The organism is Chromobacterium sp. IIBBL 290-4 (assembly GCF_024207115.1).
Taxonomy (GTDB): Bacteria; Pseudomonadota; Gammaproteobacteria; order Burkholderiales; family Chromobacteriaceae; genus Chromobacterium.
Genome location: NZ_CP100128.1, coordinates 1,557,205 through 1,579,801 on the forward strand (window position 1 = coordinate 1,557,205; position 22,597 = coordinate 1,579,801).

Consider the following 22,597-nt stretch of genomic DNA (forward strand, 5'->3'; position numbering starts at 1 on the left):
TCAGGCGTCCCGGTTCAGCCGCAAAGCATAGCAGCCATAGGCGGGAAAACGCAGCATGGCGAAAACGATGTCGGCGCGATCCGCCCATTGATCTAGCCTCGCCTGGATCCGGGCCAGCGGCAGGATGGCCGCCTCGACGATGCTTTGCCCGGCGTCGTAAGCGCGCAGCGCCATCTCCTCGCGGAGATAGCCGTCCTCCTCGGCCAGCAAGGCCGCCAGCGCAGGCAAAGTCGTTCCGCCCGGTTCGACGCCGAAGAACACCGGCCCATATTCCTTATACGGGCCGCTTTGGCGAAACGGGCTGTAGCTGGCCAGCATCAGTCCCTCGCCCGGACGCGCGCGGCACAAGCCATCGCGCAAGCGCTCGCCGCCATTGGCCGCCACGCGCCTCACCGGCTGGCCCTGCGCGTCGACGCCCTGTGTCCGCGCCTGCGCCAGAAACGCCTCATCCAATGCTTCTATCCGCCATGCCATCGCCCTCTCCTTCGGTTTGCATCATGATGCCCGAAGTCTAGGGAGACGGCAGCGCGGCGGCGACCCGATTCTTGCCGAAATCAGCCGGTGTAGAGCAGCGAATACTGGATTTCCGACAAAGCCTGCGGCACGCGGATGAAGGACAAGGGCATGCCCAGCAAGCGCGCCATATGGGTGGTGGAGAACAAACCGCACAGCTCATGGTGGCCATTGGCCGGGTTCACCTCCACCACCAGCGCGTGCTGGCGGCCCAGCTGCTTCATGGTGGCGATCAGTTGGCCGACATTGGCCGACTGCACATCGGACAATTGCAGCGCGTCCAGCCGGTCGCGCGGCGTCATCACGTCGCGCACCAACACATCGGCGTGGTGCTTGCCATGCTCTTTCATGCATTGGATAGGCCGCTCGCCCAGCAGATCGACCGAGGTCACCAGGCCGAGCAGCGCGCCGTCGTCGTCGTGGACGAACAACAGCCGGATGCCGTGGCTGATCATTTTCTGGTGCGCGTCGCGCAGGCCGGCGTCGGCGTGGATGCCGACCGGATTGACCAAGCGCAGATCGGTCATCACGCTCAAGGCCGGGCTTTGCGGGTGGATGGGCGGGTGGGGACGCTGCTCCAGCCGCACCAGATCGGTGGTGCGCGGCAGAGACAGCGTGGGCAAGGGCAGAAATTCGCTAGCCATGACGGCTCCTCGCTGGCAGACTCAAAAGGCAAAACGGGTTGCCCGTCTCTTGCGGTCAACCCAGCTTTAACGTTAGCGGAAAAACCGGCCGACTTCCGCATCGCGTGCGGGAACTTTGTTTCGGCAAACCGCCTCTTTAGTGTCTTTGTTCTAAATCGTGCGAATAATGATGAAGACCCGCTCTCTCGCTTTTCCCCTGAGCCGGACCGCCGCGCTGCTGTCCCTCGCCTTGCTTGCCGGAACCGCGTCCGCCGACGGCTGGCCATACCCCGGCTGGAAAGGCGACGCCGTCACCCGCGTCCAGGCCCAGGCGCTGCTGCAATCGCTGAATGCCGAATTGCTGAGCAAGCCCAGCGCCACCCGCACCCTGCAGCAATGGTGCGAGGCCCATAAACTGGCGGCCGAGCCGCGCATCCGCGCCCTGCGCGACGCCAGCGCGCTCAAACCCGCCGACGCCGATATCCGCGCCCAGCTGCAAGTGGGTGCCGATGAAAAAATAGGCTATCGCCGCGTGCAGCTGGCCTGCGGGGCGCATGTGTTGTCCGAGGCCGACAACTGGTATGTGCCGTCGCGGCTGACGCCGGAAATGAATCATCTGCTGGATACCACCGACACCCCGTTCGGCACCGCGGTGCGCGCCTTCAACTTCACCCGCCGCACCGAACAGGTCAAGCTGCTGTGGTCGCCGCTGCCTCAAGGCTGGGAGCTGCAACCCTTGCCCGCAGGCGGCGCCAAGGCGCTGGACATCCCGGAGCAGGTACTGCAGCACCGCGCCGTGCTGTATAAAAACGGCAGCCAGCCCTTCAGCCTGGTGGTGGAAACCTATCGCCGCGATCTGTTCGCTTTCAGCTTGAACGGCCAGGGCGCGGCGCAGTGAAGCGCGCCTTTGCCTGCGGCGCCTTGATGCTGGCCGCCGCCGCCGCGCAGGCCGACCAACTGGACGACATCCTCGCCCGCGGCGCGCTGCGGGTGGCCACCACCGGCGACTACCTGCCCTTCAGCGGCAAACGCGCCGATGGCGGCTATCAAGGCCTGGACATCGATATGGCGGAAGACCTGGCGCGTTCGCTGGGGGTGAAACTGGAATGGGTGCCCACCAGCTGGCCCAATCTGATGCGCGATCAGGCGGCCGGCGCGTTCGACATCGCCATGAGCGGCATTTCGATCAGTCTGGAACGGCAAAAGCGCGCGCTGTATTCCATCAGCTATCTGAACGACGGCAAAACGCCCATCGTCCGCTGCGAAAACGCCGCCCGTTTTCAGACGCTGGCGCAGCTGAACCAGCCGCAAACCCGGCTGGTGGTCAATCCCGGCGGCACCAATGAGCGCTTTGCCAAAAGCCGCTTGAAAGACGCCAATTTGACGGTATTCCCCGACAATACCCAGATTTTCCAGCAAATCATCGCCGGAAAAGCCGACGCGATGGTGACCGATGCGGTGGAAACCCGCTATCAGCAAAAGCTGCATCCAGAACTATGCGCGCTGCATCCGGACCAGCCTTTCGACTTTTCGCAGAAAGCCTATCTGCTGCCCAATGACTGGCGCTGGAAAGCCTGGGTCGATCAATGGCTGGCTCAGCGCAAGCAGGATGGCTTCTTCGATGAAATTTCGGCGAAATGGCTGGGAAAATAAATCAGCTCCATCAAAAAACGCCCGAATGGGCGTTTTTTTTACTCATCGGCAAACGACGCGCGCGTCATAGCAGCCGTTTCAGCTCGGCCAACATCCGCTCGCTGGCGCCGCGGTGCGCTTGGCTGAAGCGCGCCGCGCCCTGCTTCATCGCCTCCAATTCGGCCGGCTCGGCCAGCAGGGCCAAGGCTTCCGACACCAGCTGGCCGGCATCGCCCACCTGGCGGCCGGCGCCGGAGGCCTGCGAATCGGCGGCGGCTTGCTGGAAATTGAACACCGAAGGCCCAAACAGGGCCGGCACGCCGGCCTGCGCCGGTTCGATCAGATTGTGGCAGCCAAACGGCAATAGGCTGCCGCCGATGAAGGCGATGTCGCAAGCGCCCAGATAGCCAAACATTTCCCCCATGCTGTCGCCCAGCCAAACACGGGTCTCCGGCGGCAAAGCCGCGTTGTCGCTGCGGCGGCGCAAGGAAAAACCGCGTTCGCCCGCCAGCGCCGCCACCGCATCCCAGCGTTCCGGATGGCGCGGCACCAACACCAGCAACACCTCTTTCACCGCCTCGCCGGCGGCGCGCCAGGCATCCAGAATCAGCGCCTCTTCCCCCTCGCGGGTGCTGGCGCACAGCAACACCGGACGCTCGCCGGCCCAGCCGCGGAACTGTTTGGCCAATTGCCATTGCGCTGGCGGAATGCCTATATCGTATTTCGTACTGCCGGCAACGTAGATTTTTTCCGCGCCCAATTGACGCAAACGCTCGCCATCTTCCGTGGTTTGCGCGCAAACTGCGGATAATTTCGCCATTGCCGGGCCAATCAGGCCGCTGATCCTGCGATAGCCTTTCAGCGATTTATCTGACAATCTGGCATTCGCCAACATCAACGGTACGCCTTGATCGGACGCGGCATGAATCAGGTTGGGCCACAGCTCGGTTTCCATCAGGATGCCGCAGCGCGGCTGGTAGGCGCGCAAAAAATCGGCGACCGCCTGTGGATAATCGTAAGGCAGGTAGCGCACTTCTGCGTCGGGGTACAGTTGCTCGGCGGTGGCGCGCCCGGTCGGCGTCATTTGCGTCAGCAAGAGCGGCGCGTCCGGCCATTCGCGGCGGATCGCCGCCACCAAGGGCTGCGCGGCGCGGGTTTCGCCCACCGATACCGCATGGATCCAGAACGCGCCCTGGGCCTTGGGTCGCAAAGCCTGGCCGAAGCGCTCGTCCCAATGTTGCAGATAAGCCGGCGCCTTGCGCGCCCGCTTGTTCAGATAGCGGCGGATCAGCGGCGTCAGCGCCCGCCATAGCGCGTTGTACAGCGCGCGCTGCCAGCTCACGTCCAGTCCCGCCGCGTTTTCAGCGCCGCCAGCACCGCCCCCACCGTCGGGCATTGTCCGATATGGCCCAGATTGGTCGCCCACGGCGTTTCCACTACCCCGGTCTGCTGCGGATCGGTGTCGGTATAGATGGCCACCAGCGGCACGTTGAGCGCATTGGCCAGGTGGGCCAGGCCGGTATCGACGCCGATCACCGCGCTGGCATGGCCGAGCAAGCCCGCCGCTTCGATCAGATTCATCTTCGGCGCGACCACCGCCGCCGGCAGCAGCCCCGCCAGCCTTTCGGCGCGGGCTTTCTCCCGTTCATTGCCCCAGGGCAGCACCGTCACCATGTCATGCCGGCTGGACAGCTCCTCGCCCAAGGCCACCCAGTGCGCTTCCGGCCACTCCTTGGAAGCGCGGCTGGTGGCGTGCAGCAGCACCGCATAGCGGCCGGACAGCATCCAGGCGGGCCGAGCGCCCTGCCGCACGCCGAATCGCGGCTCGCCTTCCGGCGCATAGCCGAAACTCAGGCCGAACAGGCGGCGGTTGCGCTCGATCGCCGACAGCTTGCGCGAAACCGCATGCTTTTTATCGTAAAACAGGCTGGCCAGCGATTCGCGGGCGCTTTTCCAATCCAGACCGGCCAAAGGCGCGCATGCCCAGCGCGACGGCAAGGCGCTCTTGATCAGCCCCTGGCTGTCCAGCACCAGGTCGAAGCTGGACTCGCGCAGCTTGCGCCGCAATGCGCCCAGCTCCCGCCACACCTCGGGTTTCCACAGCCCTTTGCGCCAACGGCGCCAGCTCAGCGTCAGCACCTCGTCCACTTGCGGATGCAGGCGGGCGATGTCGGCAAAGCTGTCCTCGGCCAGCCAGCTCAGCCGGATATTGGGGTAATGCGTCTTCAGCTCGGTGATGGCGGGCCAGGTGTGGATCAGATCCCCCATCGACGAGGTGCGCACAATCAGCACATTCATCATGGCGCGCATTGTACCCGAGGGGGCTTGTGGTTAACCAAGCAAAATCCTTCTCAATCGATTGTGGATAAATGGCTGTGAATAAAAATGTCCATATTTATCCACAAACCCTCCCATGCTTGCGCAGTGCAATAATCCAAGGGCTACCCACAGGACAAGCATATGAAACACAAGCTTTTTTTTGGCTTGTCCACAAAAAATCGCGCCTTCAACATTTTCATCATTTTATAGCTGCGTTAATGAAAAACTGCTGAGACCGGACTGCGTGGGCGCAAAAAAAACTACTGCACAGGCCGCTCGGCAAAACCGGTAAGCAGAATGTGGACAACTCGGGTTTTGTCTACAGACTCAAACTTATCCACAACTCGTCACCGGCTTGCAGAACCAGCTAACAACAGGATGAGATGTTTATCAATACATTGAAAATTAAGGATTAAAACCACTTACCCACAAGGGAAGGCAAGCTTCTACCAGTTTCATCCTTTTAAAAATGGGAATTCTTAGAAAAGAAAGTCGTACTGAAAAACCTGGGCTGCCCTTAACAAAACCGCGGTGTGCAAACCACTAAAAACCGTCTTCAGAAATGCAAAACGACAAGACAAGCTGGCTGACGTCATCACCGAGTGGCTTAGAACAACGTCAATAGCTTCTGCCTATTTCGCCAAAGTTATCCACGAAACCATGCTTGGCAACACGTGGCGAAACGATTCGAGCCAAGCGGAATCTAGCGAAGAAAAACTTAATTTTTATTGAAGATCAATGAGTTGAGATGAAACAGCGCGCTCCGCCGCTGGCATCGCCAGTCCTGTCGCCAGGACGCGCAAGGCCAAATCAGGGTTTGCTCAGGGCGCTGACTGGAATGGCGGCGCTCGGCAATGACAGGTAATCGGATGGTCTTTATCGATAAACAGCCGGGGCCATGGGGACGAGCCAGCCGGTAGCTGTGGAAAATCCGGAGCGTGCCGGCGTTCCTCTTCCAAAACCATGGATGCACTCAGCTGTTCGTCCACAAGTTTGTCCTGATCGGAGCGGAGCAGGAGGTTTGGCTTGAACAAAACATTCCGATAGCATGATGTTTTGCTTGGAGCGAAGCATGACTGACGCGCAGATTTTGATTCGTCTGATGACCGAGGCCGACATCGCCGCCGTGGCCAAGCTGTGCGGCGACCTCGACTACCCCACCGATCCGGACACCTTGGCGGCGCGCTATGCCGCAGTGCGGGCGTTTCCCGACAATGAGATCTGGGTGGCGGAATGCGCTGGCCAAGTGGCGGGCTGGGTCCATGGCCATGGCGGGCATTTGCTGGAAGCCAGCAGCTATGTGGAGATAGGCGGCATCGTCGTCGATCCGGCCTATCATCGCTTGGGCATCGGCCGTTTGCTGCTGGCGGCCTGCGAGCGATGGGCGTATCAGCGCGGCTACGCCCGCATCCGCCTGCGCTCCGGCATGCAGCGGACCGGCGCTCACGACTTTTACCGGCGGATCGGTTACCAGCAGAAAAATACCAGTCTGACCTTCGCCTTGGATCTGCCAAGACAGCATCCGCAGACGGCTGGATAAGAAAGGGCAAACATGCAAATACGCTTCCCACCCGCCTTGAAACCCGGCGACGCCATCGCCGTCACCGCCTTTTCCTCCGGCGTGCATCCGCAGCTGCATGGCCAATTGGATCAGGCCTTGGCCGTACTGCGCGCGCGCGGCTATCGCGTGATAGAGGGCCAATGCCTGCGCGAGGAGAAATACGACGCCAGCGCGCCGGCCGCCGCGCGTTTGGCCGAGTTGCGGCGTTTCCTGTTCGATCCCGAGATCCACGCCATCCTGCCTCCCTGGGGCGGCGAGCGGGCGATAGAGTTATTGCTAGGTCTGGATTTCGCCGCCTTGGCCGCATTGCCGCCCAAATGGCTGGCCGGCTTCTCCGACGTGTCCACCGTGATGACGCCGCTGGCGCTGCTATCGGGCTGGGGCACGCTGCATGGCCCCAATCTGATGGATTTGCCGCTGAAGGAGCGGGCGTTCGGCAATGAGGCGCTGCTGGCGGCGATGGAAACCGGCGCGCCGCCGGCGCAGGAAAGCCATCCGCAGTATTGGAAATGGAACGAGCCAGGCAAGACCTTCGCCAACCGCGTGCGGCTGCTGGACGGCGGCGCCGGAAAAATGGCAGGCCGGTTGATAGGCGGCTGCCTGGATGTGCTGGTGTCGCTGCAGGGATCGCCGTATTTCGATCTGACGGCGTTTAAACGCGAACCGGCCATTCTGTACCTGGAAAACGTCGAACTCGCGCCCTGCGCCGTTTTAAGGGCCCTGGCGGGCCTCAGGCTGTCCGGGATGCTCGACGGCCTGTCCGGCCTGATATTGGGCCGCAGCAGCGCTCAGGACGCCGCGGACGGGCAGGCATTGCGCTATGAGGACGCTGTGCGCGCCGCGCTGGACGGTTTGCCGTATCCGGTGGCGATCGATGCCGACATCGGCCATGTGCCGCCGCAATGGACGCTGTTGAACGGCGCCTGGGCGGTTCTTGAGGTGTTCGGGGAAGGCCGCGCCCGACTCAGCCAGCGGCTGGCCAAGTAGGGCGGAAGCCCGGCCCGCCGGGCGTTCCGCCTAAGTCATGAGTTGGAAAGTGGGAGAGAGACGGAAGCAGGGCTGCATGCCTGCGGTCAGTAGCCAGGCGTTCCGCGGGATAAACGGCAGGGCATGCAAGGCTTGCTCGCGCGGATGCCGCGACAAAAATGCGTCGGCAAACCAGTTTGTCCACGCAATATGATGGGGAAGATGGCGGCAGATCGCCCCTTTGGGGCATCTGCCCTACAGGGGAGCGGGCTTCACAGCGCCATGCGGTAGAACACCACGCGCTCGGTTTCCTCGAAGCCCAGGGCCAGATGGGCGGCTTGGGAGGCGGCATTGTCCAAGGCGGTGTCAGAGGCGAGCTCCACGCAGCCGCGCTCGCGGGCCCAGGATTGGGCGGCGAGCAACAGCCGCGCGGCGACGCCGGCGCGTCTATGTTCGGGCGCGACGTACAGGCCTTCGATGAAACCGACCGGCGAATGGTGGGTTCCATTGACGTAGTCATGGCGAAGAGCCAACTCGATCAGCCCAACCGCGCCGCCGGCCGCATCCATGGCGATGAAAGCCGCGTAACGGGCAGGCTCGGCGATTTGAGCATCGATCTCCCGCTGGTGTTCATCGGCCGGGCAGTCCGGCCACAGCGCGGCGCGCAGCTTCCGCCAGTCATTGAGATGGGCTGGGCAGGAGGGGGCGAACAGAATATCGGCTAAGGGATTTTTCATAGCTTGGGCGGGTGGCTCGGGTTCTCGTTGATGAGAGAGAAGCGGCTGGATGGAGAAGTTCCTCGCGGCTTGATCATATCGACTCGAACTCCGGCTGCGGCAGGTGGTGGCGCTGCACCAGGATCTTGTCGACCCGGGTTTTGTCCATGTCCACCACTTCGAAGCTGAAGCCGTTCCATTCGAAACGGTCGGTGACGCTGGGGATGCGGCCCAGCTGGAACATCACCACGCCGCCCAGGGTGTGGACGTTGCCGCCGGTCTCGCCGGGCAGCTCGTTTTCCAGTTCGAAAAACTCGCGGAAGCGGTCCGGCGACAGCATGCCGTCCACCAGCCAGCTGCCATCCTCTCTTTGCACGATCTCGTCATTTTCGCCGCCTATGGCCGGCATATCGCCGACTATCGCTTCCATTACGTCATTGATCGACACCAGGCCTTCCAGCTCGCCGTATTCGTCCACCACCAGCGCGCTGTGGCTGCGCGCCTGCTTGAATTGCTCCAATAACTGCATCAAGGTGCAGGTGGCCGGCACGTACAGCGGCGGCGTCAGGTCGGCGGCGAAATCCACGGTTTCGCCGCGCAGCAAACGGTCCAGCAAGCGTTTGGCGTTGAGTATGCCCAACAGCTGGTCGGTGTCGCCGCGGCAGACCGGAAAGTGGCTGAAGCTATGTTGCAGCAGGGTGGCGCGGATGGCTTCGGGGCCATCCTCCAGGTCCAGGATCACCACGTCCTTGCGCGGCGTCATCACTGAGGCCGCCTTGCGGTTGTCCAGCCGGAAAATGTTTTCCACCAGCTCTTGCTCGGCGCGGTCGAACACCCCCTCGTCGGCGCCTTGTTCCATCAGCACCCGGATTTCATCCTCGGTGATGGAGGGCTCGTCGCTTTTTTTCGCGCCCAGCAGCCGCAGCAAGCCATCGGTAACCTGGCTGAACACCCGCACCAGCGGTGCGCACAGCTGGGACAGCAGCTGCATGGGCCGCGCCAGCGCCATCGCCACGCCTTCCGGATTCAGCAAGGCCAGCCGCTTGGGCACCAGTTCGCCGAAGATCAGCGACAATGTGGTGATGAACAGCACCATCAGCGCCACCGACAGCGGCTTGCTATACGGCGCCAGCATGGGGATCAGGATCAGCCGCTCGCGCAGATGCTCGGACAGCGCGGCTTCGCCGTAAACGCCGGACAGAATGCTGATGGAGGTGATGCCCACCTGGACGGTGGACAGGAAGCGGGTGGGCTCGGCGGCCAGCTTGAGCGCGGCGCGCGCGCCCTTGTGGCCGTCATCGGCCTTTTGCTGCAAGCGAACCTTGCGGGAGGAGACGATGGCGATCTCGGCCATGGCGAAGACTGCGTTCAGCAGCACCAGGCCTAGCAACAGCAGGATTTCCACGATAGAGGACTGGAAGTGGCGAAGCTGCTAGCTTAGGACAAGCGGTCCGCCGCGCCTAGTGGCAGGGCGGACAGTACTGCTCAGAACAGGCTGTTTTGCGCCGCGGTGGCGGGGGCCCAGCGGATGGGATCGCGGCCGCGGGCGATCAGCCAGGCGTTGACCTGGGAGAAGTGGCGGCAGCCGTGGAAACCGCGGCTGGCGGACAGCGGCGAAGGGTGGGCGGCGGTCAGCACCAGGTGGCGGCTGGTGTCGATGCGCTCGGCCTTGGTTTGCGCCCAGTTGCCCCACAGCAGGAACACGCAGCCGGGATTCTGCGCGTTGACGGCGTCGATCAGCGCGTCGCTGACCGTCTGCCAGCCCAGCTTGCCGTGGCTGCCGGCCTTGTCCATCTCCACGGTGAACACGCTGTTGAGCAGCAGCACGCCTTGCTGCGCCCAATGGCTGAGATCGCCGCTGGCTGGAATGCCCAGGCCCAGATCGGCCGCCAGTTCCTTGTAGATATTGCGCAAGCTGGGCGGCACGCGCGCGCCTTCCGGCACCGAGAACGACAAGCCCATGGCCTCGCCGGCGCCGTGGTAGGGATCCTGGCCCAATATCACCACTTTGACGTCGGCCGGGGCGGCGAAGGACAGCGCGTTGAGCACTTGCGCCGGCGGCGGAAACAGCGTTTTGCCGGCATCTTGCTGGGCGGACAGCTGCCGGTCGATATCGACCAGGCGCGAGGCGATGCCGGCTTGCTTGAGCACGGTTTCCCAGGCGGGATGGACGCGGGCGAGGGCGGGGGACAGATAGCTCAGTGAGGACATAGGGATTCTTGGCTGCGGGTGAGGCGGATAGGCTGCTTTGGAGCGCGCGCGGCGCGATTCGTTCCAAACAAAACACCGCCCGGAGGCGGTGTTGCTAGGGCGCGCCACCCCGAAGGGGCGACGCGCCGTCAGGATCTCAATACCGGGCTACGGCGGGGTCCACCTGGGCGGACCAGGCGTCGATGCCGCCCTTGAGGTTGATCACCTGCTCGAAGCCGGCGTTCTGCAGGAACAGCGCCACCTGGGCGCTGCGCATGCCGTGGTGGCAGATGGCGACGATTTCGGCGTCGTCCGGCAGTTCGTTCATCCGGATCGGGATCAGGTTCATCGGAATGTGAACGCTGCCCTCGATGCGCGCGAGCTGGTATTCCCAATCCTCGCGCACGTCCAGCAGCAGCGGACGCTTGGCGTCGGCGTTGGCCAGTTGGGCGGCGAGGGCGGGGGCGGTGATTTCGCGCAGCATGATCAGAAGCTGAAACGGGCCGGTTCCACCGCTTCGAATTTCTTCAGGCGGGAGACACAGGTTTCGAACAAGGCGGTTTCGCGGAAGCTGGTGTCGGTTTCGCGCTGGATCAGCTTGCAGCTCATCACCGGCAGATCGCCGACCACCAGGATCAGGCGGCCGCCCACGGCCAGCTGGTTCTTCAGCTCTTGCGGCACCACAGGCAGCGAGCCGGCGACCACGATGACGTCGTAAGGCGCTTGTTCCGGCAGGCCCAGCACGCCGTCGGCTTCCACCAGCGTCACATTGGCGATGCCGGCTTTTTTCAGGTTGGCGGCGGCGCGCTCTTTTTGCGCGGCGTCGATTTCCACGCTCACCACCTGCTTGCCCAGCTTGGCCAGCAGCGCGGTCAGATAGCCGTTGCCGGTGCCGATTTCCAGAATCTTGTCGGTAGGCTGCACGCCGGCGTCTTGCGCCAGGCGCGCTTCCATTTTCGGCTGCAGCATCTTGCCGCCGTTGGCCAGCGGCAGTTCGGTGTCGACGAAGGCCAGCTGGCGCTGGTCGGCGGCGACGAAGTCCTCGCGCTTCAGTTGGAACAGCAGATCCAGCACGGTCGGATCCAGAACTTCCCACGGACGAATCTGCTGCTCGACCATGTTGAATCGGGTTTTTTCGAAATCCATCAACTTTCACTCCGGAGGTCTGGGAGTCCGCCGGCGGCGGCAAGACTCTGATCATGACGATAACTTGCGATTATCCCATATTTGCCTTACCTTCACACGGCATCGCTAGGGGTCCTGCGCCTGGCGTTCGGCGTGGATGGCTACCAAAGTGTAGGACATCGGGCTGAACGGCAAGGCGCGGGTGAGAAATACCCTTGGAACCTGACCCGGATAATACCGGCGTAGGGAAGCGTCATCTGCCTGACATGGCCTTGGGCCATCCTCCGCAGCCGGCCATCGCCGAACCGCTCCTTGCGCCGCTTCATCGCTTTTGGAGACACCCGCCGATGAACGCGCCCGTTAACAAGCAGATGGTGGTGGACGCCGCCGCCATCCAGCCTTTGCCGAATTCCCGCAAGATTCATGTCGCCGGCAGCCGCCCGGACCTTCACGTGCCGATGCGCGAGATCCGCCAGGCCGACACGCCGACCCAGTTCGGCGGCGAAGCCAACCCGCCCATCTATGTTTACGATACCAGCGGCCCTTACAGCGACCCGGCCGCGCAGATCGACATCCAGAGCGGCCTCGCGCCCTTGCGCGCCGGCTGGATCGCCGAGCGCGGCGATTGCGAGCAGCTGGCTGGCTTGTCCAGCGAATACGGCCGCGCTCGCGAGGCCGACCCCAAGCTCGCCGAGCTGCGCTTCAATCTGCAGCGCAAGCCGCGCCGCGCGCTGCCTGGCCGCAACGTCAGCCAGATGCACTACGCCCGCCGCGGCATCGTCACGCCGGAGATGGAGTTCGTCGCCATCCGCGAAAACCTGAACCGCCGCGCCTATGTGGAAGCGCTGCAAGCCACCGGCAACAACCGTCTGCTGGAGCTGATGACGCGCCAGCATGCCGGCCAGAGCTTCGGTGCCAATCTGCCGGAGGAGATCACCCCGGAATTCGTGCGCCAGGAAGTGGCCGCCGGCCGCGCCATCATTCCGGCCAACATCAATCACCCGGAAAGCGAACCGATGATCATCGGCCGCAATTTCCTGGTGAAGATCAACGGCAATATCGGCAATAGCGCGGTAACCTCGTCGATATCCGAAGAAGTGGACAAAATGACCTGGGGCATCCGCTGGGGCGCCGACACCATCATGGACCTGTCCACCGGCAAGAACATCCACGAAACCCGCGAGTGGATTCTGCGCAACAGCCCGGTGCCGATCGGCACGGTGCCGATCTACCAGGCGCTGGAGAAAGTGAACGGCAAGGCCGAGGACCTGACTTGGGAAATCTTCAAGGACACGCTGATCGAGCAGGCCGAGCAGGGCGTGGACTATTTCACCATCCACGCCGGCGTGCGTCTGGCCTATGTGCCGATGACGGCGGGCCGCATGACCGGCATTGTGTCCCGCGGCGGCTCCATCATGGCCAAGTGGTGTCTGGCGCATCACCAGGAAAACTTCCTCTACACCCACTTCGAGGACATCTGCGAAATCATGAAGGCCTACGACGTGGCCTTCAGCCTCGGCGACGGCCTGCGGCCGGGCAGCGCCTGGGACGCCAACGACGCGGCGCAGCTGGGCGAACTGAAAACCCTGGGCGAGCTGACCGAGATCGCCTGGAAGCACGATGTGCAAGTGATGATAGAAGGCCCCGGCCATGTGCCGATGCAGCTGATCAAGGAGAATATGGACAAGGAGCTGGAGTGGTGCCGCGAAGCGCCGTTCTACACTCTGGGGCCGCTCACCACCGACATCGCGCCCGGCTACGACCACATCACTTCGGCCATAGGCGCGGCGCAGATAGGCTGGTACGGCACCGCCATGCTGTGCTACGTGACGCAGAAGGAACACCTGGGCCTGCCCAACAAGAACGACGTCAAGGAAGGCATCATCACCTACAAGCTGGCGGCGCACGCGGCCGACCTGGCCAAGGGCCATCCCGGCGCGCAGATCCGCGACAACGCCTTGTCCAAGGCGCGTTTCGAATTCCGCTGGGAAGACCAGTTCAACCTGGGCCTGGACCCGGATAAGGCGCGCGACTTCCACGATGAAACGCTGCCGAAAGACAGCGCCAAGGTGGCGCACTTCTGCTCGATGTGCGGCCCGCATTTTTGCAGCATGAAGATCACCCAGGACGTGCGCGATTTCGCCGCCAAGCAGGGCATCAGCGCGCAGGACGCCTTGCACAAGGGCATGGAAGTGAAATCCATCGAGTTCGTGCAGAGCGGCGCCAAGCTGTACGACAAGGTGTGATGTTGCTAACAGGGCACACAGGCGGCCATCGCCGCCTGTTTTCATGCCGCTAGGCCTGGTTTGCGGTCTAGGATAAGCGTACCCGCCAAGCATGGGAGCGCATGATGGATACCAGCAATCATTTGTTGCCCGGGCTGTTTCGCCAGCTGGGTTTGCCCGACGAGCCGGCCGCGATCAAGGCCTTCATCGCCAGCCATCCGCTGCCGCCGCGGATATCGCTTGCCGACGCGCCGTTCTGGAGCGCGTCGCAAGCGGCTTTCCTGCGCCAGGCGCTGGAGTGCGACGCCGAGTGGAGCGAAGCGGTGGATGAGCTGGCGGTGCTGCTGCAGCAGGGCGAAGGCTGAGGATTGTGGATAAAACCTGAAAAGGGCGAACGCTTGTGGATAAGCGTTCGCCCTTTGCGCTGGCGCGGCTCAGGCGGCGATATACACCCAGGCGCGTTCGCCGCTGTCCAGCGTCGCTTCCACGCGCCGGTAGTCGTCCACCTCGTAGCGGTCGGCCTGTTCCAGTTCCGCTGCGCTGATGTCAAACACGCTGCCGGCGACGCGGTCCTGCGGGTTTTCGCTGGGACTGACGATGGGGTGATGAGTCTTGCCGCTGGCGCGCACCACCTCGGCGTCGCGGATTTCCAGCATCTGCTGCTTGAATCCGACCAATTGCGCCGGGCGGCCATGCAAGAGGCGGCCAAAGGTGGCGAGCTGCACATTGTCTTGCTGCAGCGTGCCGTAAGAGAACAGTTTGGGCATGGCTGAGGTCCTGTTTTTATCTGTTAAATGGGGGCTTTCTGCGGAAAAAAGCCGTCATCCAGCAGCATATCCTCGAAAAACGCGCCATAGGGCTGGCTGGGATGGCGGATATGGATTTCCAGCACCCACAACAGCTCGCTCGGCGCATGCGCGTAATCGGCCAGCGCCCCCTGATGCAGCGCGCTGTGCGGAAAATCGGCCAGCCGGTGGCCGGACAGATCCAGATTCAACTCCCAGCCGCGGGCCTGGGCACAGGCGGCGGCAAAGCGGTATAGGTCTTGGCCGCTGCTGCCGTTTCGCAGCCAATGGCGCCTGACCTCGTGGAAAATCGCGCGCGCGTCGGCAGCGCAGCGGGCTTTTTCCGGATCGGCGCCGGTGACGAAGCTGTCGCCGCCGTCGCCCTCCCATTGCCGCCATACCGGGCCGATGTCGATGAAGAAGATATCGTCTTCGCCCAGCACGACGCCAGGCTCGGACGGCGCGCCGAAAGTTTTCAAGGTGTTGGGGCCGAAGCGGACGTAGACCTCATGCCAGCCGCGCAGCATGCCGGCGTCGGCCAGCATGTCGCGCGCCAGCTCCACGGCGTCCTCTTCCACCATGCCGGCATGGATGCGGCCGGCGATGCCGCGGATGGCTTGCAAGGTGCGTTCGCGCACGTCCAGCATGGCGTCGCGATTGAAATGCGGGCCGACGGCTTCTTCGGGGCGGGTTTGGATTTCCATTCGATTCTCCTGGTTCACTGGAAAAGGGTCAGGCCATTGAGGCCGGGGTGCAGCCTGATCTGGCAGGCCAGACGGTGGGCGGGGCGGTGATGATCCAAAACGGCGAGCAATCTTTTTTCCTGCCGTTCCGGCGCAGGCAGGCAGGCCGACCAGGCGGCGTCGATTTCGACGCGGCAAGCGCCGCAGGCGGCCTGGCCGCCGCATACCGGCAATACCAGGCCGGCAGCGGCGAGCGCGTCCACCAGCCGGCTGCCGCTTGCGGCCGGTAGCTGCTGCCAGTCGCCGCTTGCCGCGCGCCAGCGCAGCGACAGATCTTGAGAGGAGGGCGCGGCGGTTTGCGCCGGGGCGAAGGCGTCGGCGTGGAAGCGATCCTCCGGCAAGCCGCACTGCGAAACCAGCAGCTCGCGCGCCTGCTCCACCATCGCCGGTGCGCCGCAGGCGTAAACGCGCGCCGCGCGCAGATCGGGATGGTCGGCGGCGGCGGCTTGTTGCACCCAGCCCTGGCGGCTGAGCCAGCCTGCCGGCGCCTCGCTCAGCACCGGAACAAAGCGGAAGGTCGGCCAGCGCAGGGCCAGGCAGGCGAAGTGGTCGGCCAGATACAGGTCTTGCGGCCGCGCGCCGCCCCAGTACAAGGTGATGGGGGTTCGGCAGCCGAGGGCGGCGGCGTATTCCAGCATCGCTTTCAAGGGCGCGATGCCGGTGCCGGTGGCCAGCATCAGCACGCGCTGGATGGAAGACGATTCCGGCTGCCAGACGCAGTCGCCGTAGGGGCCGGACACCGTCAGCGTTTGGCCGGGCTTGGCCTCGGTCCGCAGCCATTCGCTGGCCCGGCCGCCGCGGCGCAAGCGAATATGCGCCTCCAGCCAGCCGTCGCCGCGCGGCTGGCATGCCAGCGAATAACTGCGCGCCGCGCCATTGGGCAGGGCCAGGCTGAAAAACTGGCCGGCCTGGATGGGCATGCCGCCGTGGCCGTGCGGCCGCAGCAAAATCCGCAGCGTGTCGGCATCCAGGCTGTGCGCAGCTTGCAATCGATAAGGATAAGAAGTCGTCATCGCGCGTCTCCAAAAATCGTTTCGCATATGCTATAAGTCTGCTGGACCAGTAAACACATCCAGAATTTATAAATTCACTGGTCCAGTGAGTGAGAGAGAGACGCGCGATGTTGAGACCCTGGCATTTATGGTTGGCGATACGCCGCGACGGCGGCTTGCCGGCGCATTTGCAGATTGCCCAGCAAGTGGCGGAAGACATCCAGCAGGGGCGCTTGCATCCGGGCGACGCCTTGCCGGGCAGCCGCGAGCTGGCGGCGCAATTGGGCCTGAACCGCAAGACGGTGGTGTCGGCCTACGAAGAGCTGGCGGCCCAGGGCTGGGTCAGCGCCGAGGGGCGCCGCGGCACCTTCGTCGCGCCGTCTTTGCCGGCGCCGGCCTTGCAGCCCGCCGCAACGGAGGCGTTGGCGCAGCAAAGCCGCGAAACTTGGCGGCAAAGAGAGCCGGAACTGATCGATTTTTCGGAGAACGCGCCGGATTCGCGGCTGATTCCCTTCGATGTGCTGGGCCGCGCCTATCGCCGCGCTTTGATCGCCACCGCCCGCTCCGGCAAGCTGTCCTATGGCGATCCGGCCGGAGAGCCGGCCCTGCGCGGCGCGCTGGCGCAGATGCTGAACATGGAGCGCGGCCTGCATGCCGGCCTGGACGACATCTGCCTGGCGCGCGGCAGCCTGATGGGCATCTATCTGGCGGGCAAGGCCATGCTCAGGCCAGGCGACGCTGCGGTGTTCGACCGCTTGAGCTACCCATCGGCCCGGCGCGCTTTTGCGTCACACGGGGCCGAATGCCTGGACGCGGATGGCGACGAGCAAGGCATGCTGCCGCAGGCCTTGGAGGCGCTGTGCCGCAGCCATCGCGTCAAGCTGGTGTATCTGACGCCGCACCACCAGTTTCCCACCACGCGCATGATGCCGGCCGAGCGGCGGCTGCAGATTCTGGCCTTGGCCGAGCGTTACGATTTCCACATCGTCGAGGACGATTACGATCACGAATTCCACTTTGCCCATCGGCCCATGCTGCCGATGGCCAGCCTGGCCGGCGGCCACCGGGTGATTTACATCGGCTCCCTGTCCAAGGTGCTGGCGCCGGGCCTGCGCATCGGCTTCATCGTGGCGCGGCCGGAGCTGGTCGCGCGTTGCGTGGACATCGTGCTGCTGCTGGACAGGCAGGGCAATCCGGTGACCGAGCTGGCGGTGGCGGAATTGATAGACAGCGGCGAGTTTCGCCGCCATCTGCGCCGCGCCTGGCGCGTCTACCAAAAGCGGCGGCAGGTGCTGCTGGAAAGCCTGGCGGCGGAGCTGTGCGGCCTGGCGGAGTATGAGCCGCCGGCGGGCGGCCTGGCGATCTGGCTGCGCTTTGCGGAACGGGTGGATATGGACAGGCTGGCGGCGGACGCGCGGCTGCGCGGCGTCAAGATTTTGCCGGGCAGCTTCTTCGCCGCCGACCAGGCCGCGGTGGCGGGCATGCGGCTATGTTTCGCCGATGTCGATGAGGACAAGCTCAGGCTGGGCGTGCGGCGGTTGGGCGAGGCGCTGCGCGCCCAGCTATAGCCGGCGCACCTGGTTGCGGCCGCCTTGTTTGGCCTGGTACAGCGCTTCGTCGGCTTTTTGCTGGGCGCTGGCGAAGTCCTGCACATGGCACTGCCATTCGAACACGCCGGCGGAAAAGCTGCAGCGCAGCTCGGGATGGCCCGGCAGCACTTGCAACTGCTGGAACTGCTCGCGCAGCCTATCCGCCACCAGGGAGCCGGTTTCGACGCTGGTGTCCGGCATCACCAGGCAGAATTCCTCGCCGCCGTAGCGGATCAGCAGATCGTTTTCGCGCACGCCGTGGTTCAGCACGCCGGCCAGCGCCTGGATGACGGCGTCGCCCGCCGGGTGGCCGTAGCGGTCGTTGATGGATTTGAAATGGTCGATATCCAGCATGATGACGCAAACGCGCTGGGTAGAGGCTTCCAGCGTGCGCAGCCAGTATTGCAGCGCGCGGCGGTTGCCGGCGGCGGTGAGCGGGTCGATATTGGCGGCGTCCTGCAGCCGGGAATTCTGCTTTTGCAGCACGATGTTGAGAAAGCCCACCGCGCAGCACACCTGGGCGGCCATGGCCACGGTCAGCGCCAAGGCGTGCGAAAGTTCGTGTTGGTGCGATTGATGCGGCAGCCCGTGGAACATCCGCAGCAGATCCGGTCCATCACGCCAGATGAAGAGCCAGGCGCCGGTGAAGAACAGCAACGCGGTGGGGCTGAAGCGGTTATGGCAGATCTGCCGCTCCATTCTCTGGAACAGCCAGGCGGCGATGAAGTACAGAACGGGAATTTCCAGCGTGGTCAAACAAGCGGAGACGAAGGCTTGCGGTATCCATTTGTCCACAAAGGAATACGCCGCCACCGCCATCCACAGTTTGCCGGGCCAGCGGATGCCGGCCAAGCGAGCCAGGATGGTCAGCTGCAGGGCGATGCCGCCATTGGTCATGCTGCTGCCTAGCGAGGTGGCCAGCTGGCTTTCGCCCAGCGCGCCGCCTTCCAGCATCATGCCGGCGGCCAGGAACAAGGAAGCCTGCAGCCAGCGCCGCCGCGGGCGCAACAAATCGGCGCGCACCGTGTGTTGCCAGGTGATGACGCCTATGCTGGCGATGGCCAGCGATACCATGACGAGCAGAAAATTGGACATGCGGCTGAATGGACCGGGATGAATGCGTATTGGTTCCATCCTAGCAAAGCCTGTTTCCTGCCGCGTGGACTTGGCGGCGGCGTGGGTCGTTCAGAAGCGGGCGGTCACCTTGCGGCGGATGCTGTAGTCGGGGCGCAGGCTGGATTCGGTGTCGAGGAAATAGCGGTTGCTGTCCAGCATGAAATGCGGATCGTTGCTGGCTTCGGGGTCGGCCCACAGTTGGAACAGCTGGAAGACTTGGTGGCCATGGCGGCACAGGGCCAGGCTTTGGCGGAACGGTTTTTCGCTGAACATGCGCGCGATGGCGGCCAGCAGCTGCAAATGGCCTTCGCGGGTGTCTTGCGGCAACAGCAGGACCAGCAGGCTGTGCACGCGCTCGCCGTCGGGCGCGGAAAAATCCATGTCCCGGGCCAGGCGGACAAATAGCGCGCGAGGCTCGCCCAGGCCGGGAATGCGGGCGTGGGGCAGCGCCAGGCCGTGGCCCAGCGCGGTGCTGCCGGTTTGTTCGCGCAGCTGCAGCGCGGTGCTGACGCTTTGGGCGTTCAGCGCATGGCGCTGTCCCAGCTGGCGGCCCAGGTAGTCGAACAGCTGGTGTGCGCTGGCGATGTCTACATCCAGCAGAATGTCGCTGCTGCGACAAATGTCGGGCAAGGTTTGCATGAGCGTGCTCCGTGGGGATGACGAACTCATGCTAGGACGGCGCGGCTAAATTGAATCTAAATAAACGACGCCGGCGCATATAAATCCCGTTAACGCTGGCCGGTCTGCTGCTCCACTGCGCCCTTGAGCGCCGAGGCCTGCTCCTTAAGCTGCTGCACCTGTTGTTTCAGCTCGGGATTCAGCACGGTCGCGACGCCGAGGGCGGCGCTGGCCTGTTGCTTGAGCTTGCCCAAGGGCGCGCTGGCTTGTTCTATGCCCTGATGCGCGCTGCCGATGGCGGCCGAGGCGGCTTGCTGCAGGCTGGCCGTTTGTTGATCGGTGCAGGCGGCGAGCGGCAGCAGCGCGGCGAGAAGCAAAATGCGATGGCGCATGAGAAAGTCCGGTAGTGGGTGTGGTGATAGAGAGCGGCGGCGGCGGGCCAAGTTCCCATGCGCCATTGGCTATAGTGTAACGGTTCGACGGCAAGAGGCTCAGGCATGAACATCGGGGGTGGCATGGCGCTGGCAGGCGGCGTATTGAGCCTGGCTTCCGCCGCCTGTCTGTCGGCCGAGCCGCTGCGGCTGGTGAATCTGTCGCCGCTGGACGCGCCCAATATGGTGGCGATGCGACGCACGCTGGATGCCGTTTTCGATAAGGCGGGCCTGAGCTACACCATCCAGTATCTGCCGCCTGAGCGGGCGCTGGCCGACTTCATCGCCGGCCGCTTCGACGGCGATCCCAACCGCGGACCGCAATTTCACGCGTTGTTCCCCGCGGCCATCCGGGTCGAGCCGCATTTGCGCACTGCCTGGTATTACGCTGTCAGCGCCTCGGCCGATGTCCGCCCTCATTCCTGGGCGGATCTTGGGCAATACCACATCGCTTTTCTGCGCGGCCTGCATGGCATCGATCTGAAAACCCGCCATGTGGCCCGCCGCGAAATGCCGGCTAGCCAGGATGCCTGCATCCGGATGGCGCTGATCCGGCGCGTGGATTTGTGCGTGGTGTCCAGCGAAACCGCCGGTCGTTGGCCCTTGCAGGAAAAATACGGCGATCAGGCGCACGCGGTGGCTTTTGAGCATCTGAACATCTATTTGTGGATGGGCCCCGGCCAACGCGCGGCCGCCGACAAGCTGAGCCTGGCCATGCGGGAGATGGCAGCCCGCGGCGAGCTGCAAAAATTGATGGGTCCTTACCGGACGGATTGAGCGCGCCCTGTCCGGCGATGACATTGGCAAAACGGGCGGGAGGGAGTAAGTTGAAGCTTCTTCTCGTCCCGTGGAGGCTTGCCCATGATTACCGTCAGCGTTGTGTATCCGCAGTATGCCGGCGCCCGTTTCGATTTCGACTATTATCTGCAGCGCCATATTCCGCTGGTGCGGCAACTGGTGGGCAGCGCGCTGCGGGCGGTGACGGTGGAGAAAGGGCTGTCCGGCGCCGAGTCCGGCAGCGAACCGGGCTATATCGCGGCGGCGCGGCTGACTTTCGATTCCGTGGAGTCGTTCCAGAAAGCCTTCGGCCCGCACGCGGCGCGCATCATGGGCGATGTGGCCAATTACACCGACATCCAGCCGGAAATCCAGTACAACGAAACCCTGCTGCAGGAAGCGCACCAGCCGGTTGTCAGCGGCTGGTACGCCGACGCGCAGTAAGCCTCAGCCGCGCAGTTTTTCGGCCAGGCCGGCCGGGGCCTGGGCGATGGCCAGCCGCGGCGTGCCGTGCCAGCGCGCCAGCCGGCCCAGCGCGGCGCCGATATCGTCCGCCAGCCGTTGGCTGGCGCGCACGCCGGGCTCCAGATGCAGCGCCTTCACTTCGAACACGCCTTGCGCGCGGTGCGCCTTGGCGTCCATCCGGCCTATCAGCTTGCCGCGGTTGAGCAGCGGCAGCGTGAAGTAGCCGTATTGGCGCTTGGGCGCCGGGGTGTAGCACTCGATCTTGTAATCGAAATCGAACAGCTCCAGCGCGCGCTTGCGGTCCCAGACCAGCGGGTCGAACGGCGATAAAAACACGGTATTGCCGCTTTTCAGCCGCTCGTCGCGCGCCTGTTCCAGCTCGGCTTGCAGGCTGGCGTGGACGAAGGCGTCGTGGCTCCAGCCTTCCACTTTTACAGGCAGCAGCTCGCCGGCGTCGGCCAGGCCGTGCAGCAGCTCGGTGTAGGGCGCGCGCTTGAGCCGGTAGTAGTCCGCCACCCAGGCCGGCTTGACCAGGCCCAGCGCGCGGCAGCTGTTGCGCACCTGCGCCTGCCTGACCTGTTCCGGCGAAGCCAGGTCGCGCGCGTCGTCCCAATCCGGCAACACCCGCTCGGCCAGGTCGTACACGCGCTGAAAGCCGCGCCTTTCCTTCACCATCAGCCGGCCCAGCGTGAACAGCGCCTCCAAATGGCGCTTCTCCGGCTTCCAATCCCACCAGCCGCCGCCCTTGCCGTCCTTGCGCTCGAAATCGGCCGAGCGGGCCGGGCCGTGTTCGCGGATGTGCTCGACGATGGCCTCGATGTCGGCGCGGTGCTGGTCGTACCAACGTTGCGAAAACTTCCAGCCCATAGCCTCGGCGTTTTTCATCCGGTGCCGCATCAGGCCATAGTCTTCGGTCGGCACGAAACAGGCTTCGTGCGCCCAGTATTCGAACAACGCCCCTTCGGCCAGCAATTGCTCCAGCCAGGCCGGATCGTAGTGGCCTATGCGGCTGAACAACACCAGATAGGGGCTGCGCGCCACCACGCTGATGGTGTCGATCTGCAACAGCGCCATGCGGCGGATGGCGGCCAGCGCGGCGGCCTTGTCCGCCTTGCGGCGCGGCGCGGCCAGCAGGCCCTGGGCGGCCAGTTGCAGGTGGCGGGCTTGTTGCAGCGAGAGATGAACAGTCATGGCGCGAGCAGTCGTGGTGG

25 protein-coding genes and 1 riboswitch are annotated in these 22,597 nt (G+C 64.1%); of the genes, 9 read left to right on the top strand and 16 right to left on the bottom strand.

Going from position 1 to position 22,597, the window contains the following annotated elements:
* Together NKT35_RS07260 and NKT35_RS07265 are read right to left on the bottom strand one after the other, a co-directional pair.
* Window positions 1-474, bottom strand: coding sequence for a DUF1203 domain-containing protein (locus NKT35_RS07260; protein WP_254300278.1), 474 nt, complete (start codon window positions 472-474; stop codon window positions 1-3).
* Between the two features lie 80 nt (window positions 475-554).
* Entirely contained in the window at window positions 555-1,157 is a 603-nt protein-coding gene (locus NKT35_RS07265) for a CBS domain-containing protein (RefSeq protein WP_254300279.1), read from the bottom strand.
* Window positions 1,158-1,323: 166 nt separating this feature from the next.
* On the opposite strand from NKT35_RS07265, the gene NKT35_RS07270 reads away from it, so the two are divergent.
* Together NKT35_RS07270 and NKT35_RS07275 are read left to right on the top strand one after the other, a co-directional pair.
* On the top strand, window positions 1,324-2,034 hold the full coding sequence (locus NKT35_RS07270; RefSeq protein ID WP_254300280.1) for a hypothetical protein: 711 nt from the start codon (window positions 1,324-1,326) through the stop codon (window positions 2,032-2,034).
* Entirely contained in the window at window positions 2,031-2,789 is a 759-nt protein-coding gene (locus NKT35_RS07275) for a transporter substrate-binding domain-containing protein (protein ID WP_305883469.1), read from the top strand. The genes NKT35_RS07270 and NKT35_RS07275 overlap by 4 nt, the downstream gene beginning before the upstream one ends.
* A 64-nt stretch (window positions 2,790-2,853) precedes the next feature.
* Here the strand turns inward: NKT35_RS07275 and waaA are convergent, their stop codons facing one another.
* A complete protein-coding gene (gene waaA, locus NKT35_RS07280) occupies window positions 2,854-4,110 on the bottom strand; it encodes a lipid IV(A) 3-deoxy-D-manno-octulosonic acid transferase (protein ID WP_254300281.1) in 1,257 nt (418 codons plus the stop codon).
* Window positions 4,107-5,066 (bottom strand): lipopolysaccharide heptosyltransferase I, encoded by a 960-nt coding sequence (gene waaC, locus NKT35_RS07285; protein ID WP_254301358.1) that lies wholly within the window; start codon window positions 5,064-5,066, stop codon window positions 4,107-4,109. The genes waaA and waaC overlap by 4 nt, the downstream gene beginning before the upstream one ends.
* Window positions 5,067-6,159: 1,093 nt before the next feature.
* Here waaC and NKT35_RS07290 point away from each other — a divergent pair.
* A complete protein-coding gene (locus NKT35_RS07290) occupies window positions 6,160-6,627 on the top strand; it encodes a GNAT family N-acetyltransferase (RefSeq protein ID WP_254300282.1) in 468 nt (155 codons plus the stop codon).
* A 12-nt stretch (window positions 6,628-6,639) separates the two neighbouring features.
* Window positions 6,640-7,635: a S66 family peptidase gene (locus NKT35_RS07295; protein WP_254300283.1), complete on the top strand. Its 996-nt coding sequence runs from the start codon at window positions 6,640-6,642 to the stop codon at window positions 7,633-7,635.
* 251 nt (window positions 7,636-7,886) lie between these two features.
* On the opposite strand, the gene aac(6') is transcribed toward NKT35_RS07295, so the two are convergent.
* The 5 genes from aac(6') to NKT35_RS07320 all read right to left on the bottom strand — a co-directional run bounded on the left by aac(6') (window position 7,887) and on the right by NKT35_RS07320 (window position 11,666).
* Window positions 7,887-8,351, bottom strand: coding sequence for an aminoglycoside 6'-N-acetyltransferase (gene aac(6') / locus NKT35_RS07300; protein WP_254300284.1), 465 nt, complete (start codon window positions 8,349-8,351; stop codon window positions 7,887-7,889).
* Between the two features lie 73 nt (window positions 8,352-8,424).
* Complete coding sequence (locus NKT35_RS07305) at window positions 8,425-9,735, bottom strand: hemolysin family protein (RefSeq protein ID WP_254300285.1); 1,311 nt, start codon at window positions 9,733-9,735, stop codon at window positions 8,425-8,427.
* Between the two features lie 80 nt (window positions 9,736-9,815).
* Window positions 9,816-10,541 carry a uracil-DNA glycosylase gene (locus NKT35_RS07310; RefSeq protein WP_254300286.1) on the bottom strand — a complete coding sequence of 242 codons (726 nt, stop codon included), beginning with the start codon at window positions 10,539-10,541 and terminating at the stop codon, window positions 9,816-9,818.
* A 136-nt stretch (window positions 10,542-10,677) separates the two neighbouring features.
* A complete protein-coding gene (locus NKT35_RS07315; protein ID WP_254300287.1) occupies window positions 10,678-11,004 on the bottom strand; it encodes a rhodanese-like domain-containing protein in 327 nt (108 codons plus the stop codon).
* A 2-nt stretch (window positions 11,005-11,006) separates the two neighbouring features.
* Window positions 11,007-11,666 carry a protein-L-isoaspartate O-methyltransferase family protein gene (locus NKT35_RS07320; RefSeq protein WP_254300292.1) on the bottom strand — a complete coding sequence of 220 codons (660 nt, stop codon included), beginning with the start codon at window positions 11,664-11,666 and terminating at the stop codon, window positions 11,007-11,009.
* Between the two features lie 97 nt (window positions 11,667-11,763).
* Window positions 11,764-11,911, top strand: a riboswitch (TPP riboswitch).
* A gap of 81 nt (window positions 11,912-11,992) precedes the next feature.
* On the opposite strand from NKT35_RS07320, the gene thiC reads away from it, so the two are divergent.
* Window positions 11,993-13,891 (top strand): phosphomethylpyrimidine synthase ThiC, encoded by a 1,899-nt coding sequence (gene thiC / locus NKT35_RS07325; RefSeq protein WP_254300293.1) that lies wholly within the window; start codon window positions 11,993-11,995, stop codon window positions 13,889-13,891.
* 104 nt (window positions 13,892-13,995) lie between these two features.
* Window positions 13,996-14,235 (top strand): DUF2789 domain-containing protein, encoded by a 240-nt coding sequence (locus NKT35_RS07330; RefSeq protein WP_505190906.1) that lies wholly within the window; start codon window positions 13,996-13,998, stop codon window positions 14,233-14,235.
* A 69-nt stretch (window positions 14,236-14,304) separates the two neighbouring features.
* On the opposite strand, the gene NKT35_RS07335 is transcribed toward NKT35_RS07330, so the two are convergent.
* Genes NKT35_RS07335 through NKT35_RS07345 form a run of 3 tightly spaced genes read right to left on the bottom strand, consistent with a single transcriptional unit; the run spans window position 14,305 to window position 16,411 of the window.
* The gene (locus NKT35_RS07335) at window positions 14,305-14,637 is read right to left on the bottom strand and encodes a gamma-glutamylcyclotransferase family protein (protein WP_254300295.1); all 333 of its coding nucleotides are present in this window, start codon (window positions 14,635-14,637) and stop codon (window positions 14,305-14,307) included.
* A gap of 23 nt (window positions 14,638-14,660) precedes the next feature.
* Window positions 14,661-15,359: a M24 family metallopeptidase gene (locus tag NKT35_RS07340; protein WP_254300303.1), complete on the bottom strand. Its 699-nt coding sequence runs from the start codon at window positions 15,357-15,359 to the stop codon at window positions 14,661-14,663.
* A 14-nt stretch (window positions 15,360-15,373) separates the two neighbouring features.
* Window positions 15,374-16,411 carry an FAD-binding oxidoreductase gene (locus NKT35_RS07345; protein WP_254300305.1) on the bottom strand — a complete coding sequence of 346 codons (1,038 nt, stop codon included), beginning with the start codon at window positions 16,409-16,411 and terminating at the stop codon, window positions 15,374-15,376.
* 107 nt (window positions 16,412-16,518) lie between these two features.
* Between NKT35_RS07345 and pdxR the strand changes: the two genes are divergently transcribed.
* Entirely contained in the window at window positions 16,519-17,958 is a 1,440-nt protein-coding gene (gene pdxR, locus NKT35_RS07350; RefSeq protein WP_254300307.1) for a MocR-like pyridoxine biosynthesis transcription factor PdxR, read from the top strand.
* On the opposite strand, the gene NKT35_RS07355 is transcribed toward pdxR, so the two are convergent.
* The 3 genes from NKT35_RS07355 to NKT35_RS07365 all read right to left on the bottom strand — a co-directional run bounded on the left by NKT35_RS07355 (window position 17,953) and on the right by NKT35_RS07365 (window position 20,105).
* Complete coding sequence (locus tag NKT35_RS07355; RefSeq protein ID WP_254300309.1) at window positions 17,953-19,074, bottom strand: GGDEF domain-containing protein; 1,122 nt, start codon at window positions 19,072-19,074, stop codon at window positions 17,953-17,955. The two genes, pdxR and NKT35_RS07355, sit on opposite strands and share 6 nt — an antisense overlap.
* Window positions 19,075-19,164: 90 nt before the next feature.
* Window positions 19,165-19,734 carry a PTS sugar transporter subunit IIA gene (locus NKT35_RS07360; protein WP_254300311.1) on the bottom strand — a complete coding sequence of 190 codons (570 nt, stop codon included), beginning with the start codon at window positions 19,732-19,734 and terminating at the stop codon, window positions 19,165-19,167.
* Window positions 19,735-19,823: 89 nt separating this feature from the next.
* Window positions 19,824-20,105 carry a hypothetical protein gene (locus NKT35_RS07365; protein ID WP_254300313.1) on the bottom strand — a complete coding sequence of 94 codons (282 nt, stop codon included), beginning with the start codon at window positions 20,103-20,105 and terminating at the stop codon, window positions 19,824-19,826.
* Between the two features lie 105 nt (window positions 20,106-20,210).
* On the opposite strand from NKT35_RS07365, the gene NKT35_RS07370 reads away from it, so the two are divergent.
* Window positions 20,211-20,921: a substrate-binding periplasmic protein gene (locus NKT35_RS07370; RefSeq protein WP_254300314.1), complete on the top strand. Its 711-nt coding sequence runs from the start codon at window positions 20,211-20,213 to the stop codon at window positions 20,919-20,921.
* 84 nt (window positions 20,922-21,005) lie between these two features.
* On the top strand, window positions 21,006-21,365 hold the full coding sequence (locus tag NKT35_RS07375; RefSeq protein ID WP_254300316.1) for an EthD family reductase: 360 nt from the start codon (window positions 21,006-21,008) through the stop codon (window positions 21,363-21,365).
* Window positions 21,366-21,368: 3 nt separating this feature from the next.
* Here the strand turns inward: NKT35_RS07375 and NKT35_RS07380 are convergent, their stop codons facing one another.
* Complete coding sequence (locus tag NKT35_RS07380) at window positions 21,369-22,577, bottom strand: winged helix-turn-helix domain-containing protein (protein ID WP_254300318.1); 1,209 nt, start codon at window positions 22,575-22,577, stop codon at window positions 21,369-21,371.
* Between the last annotated feature and the right edge of the window lie 20 nt (window positions 22,578-22,597).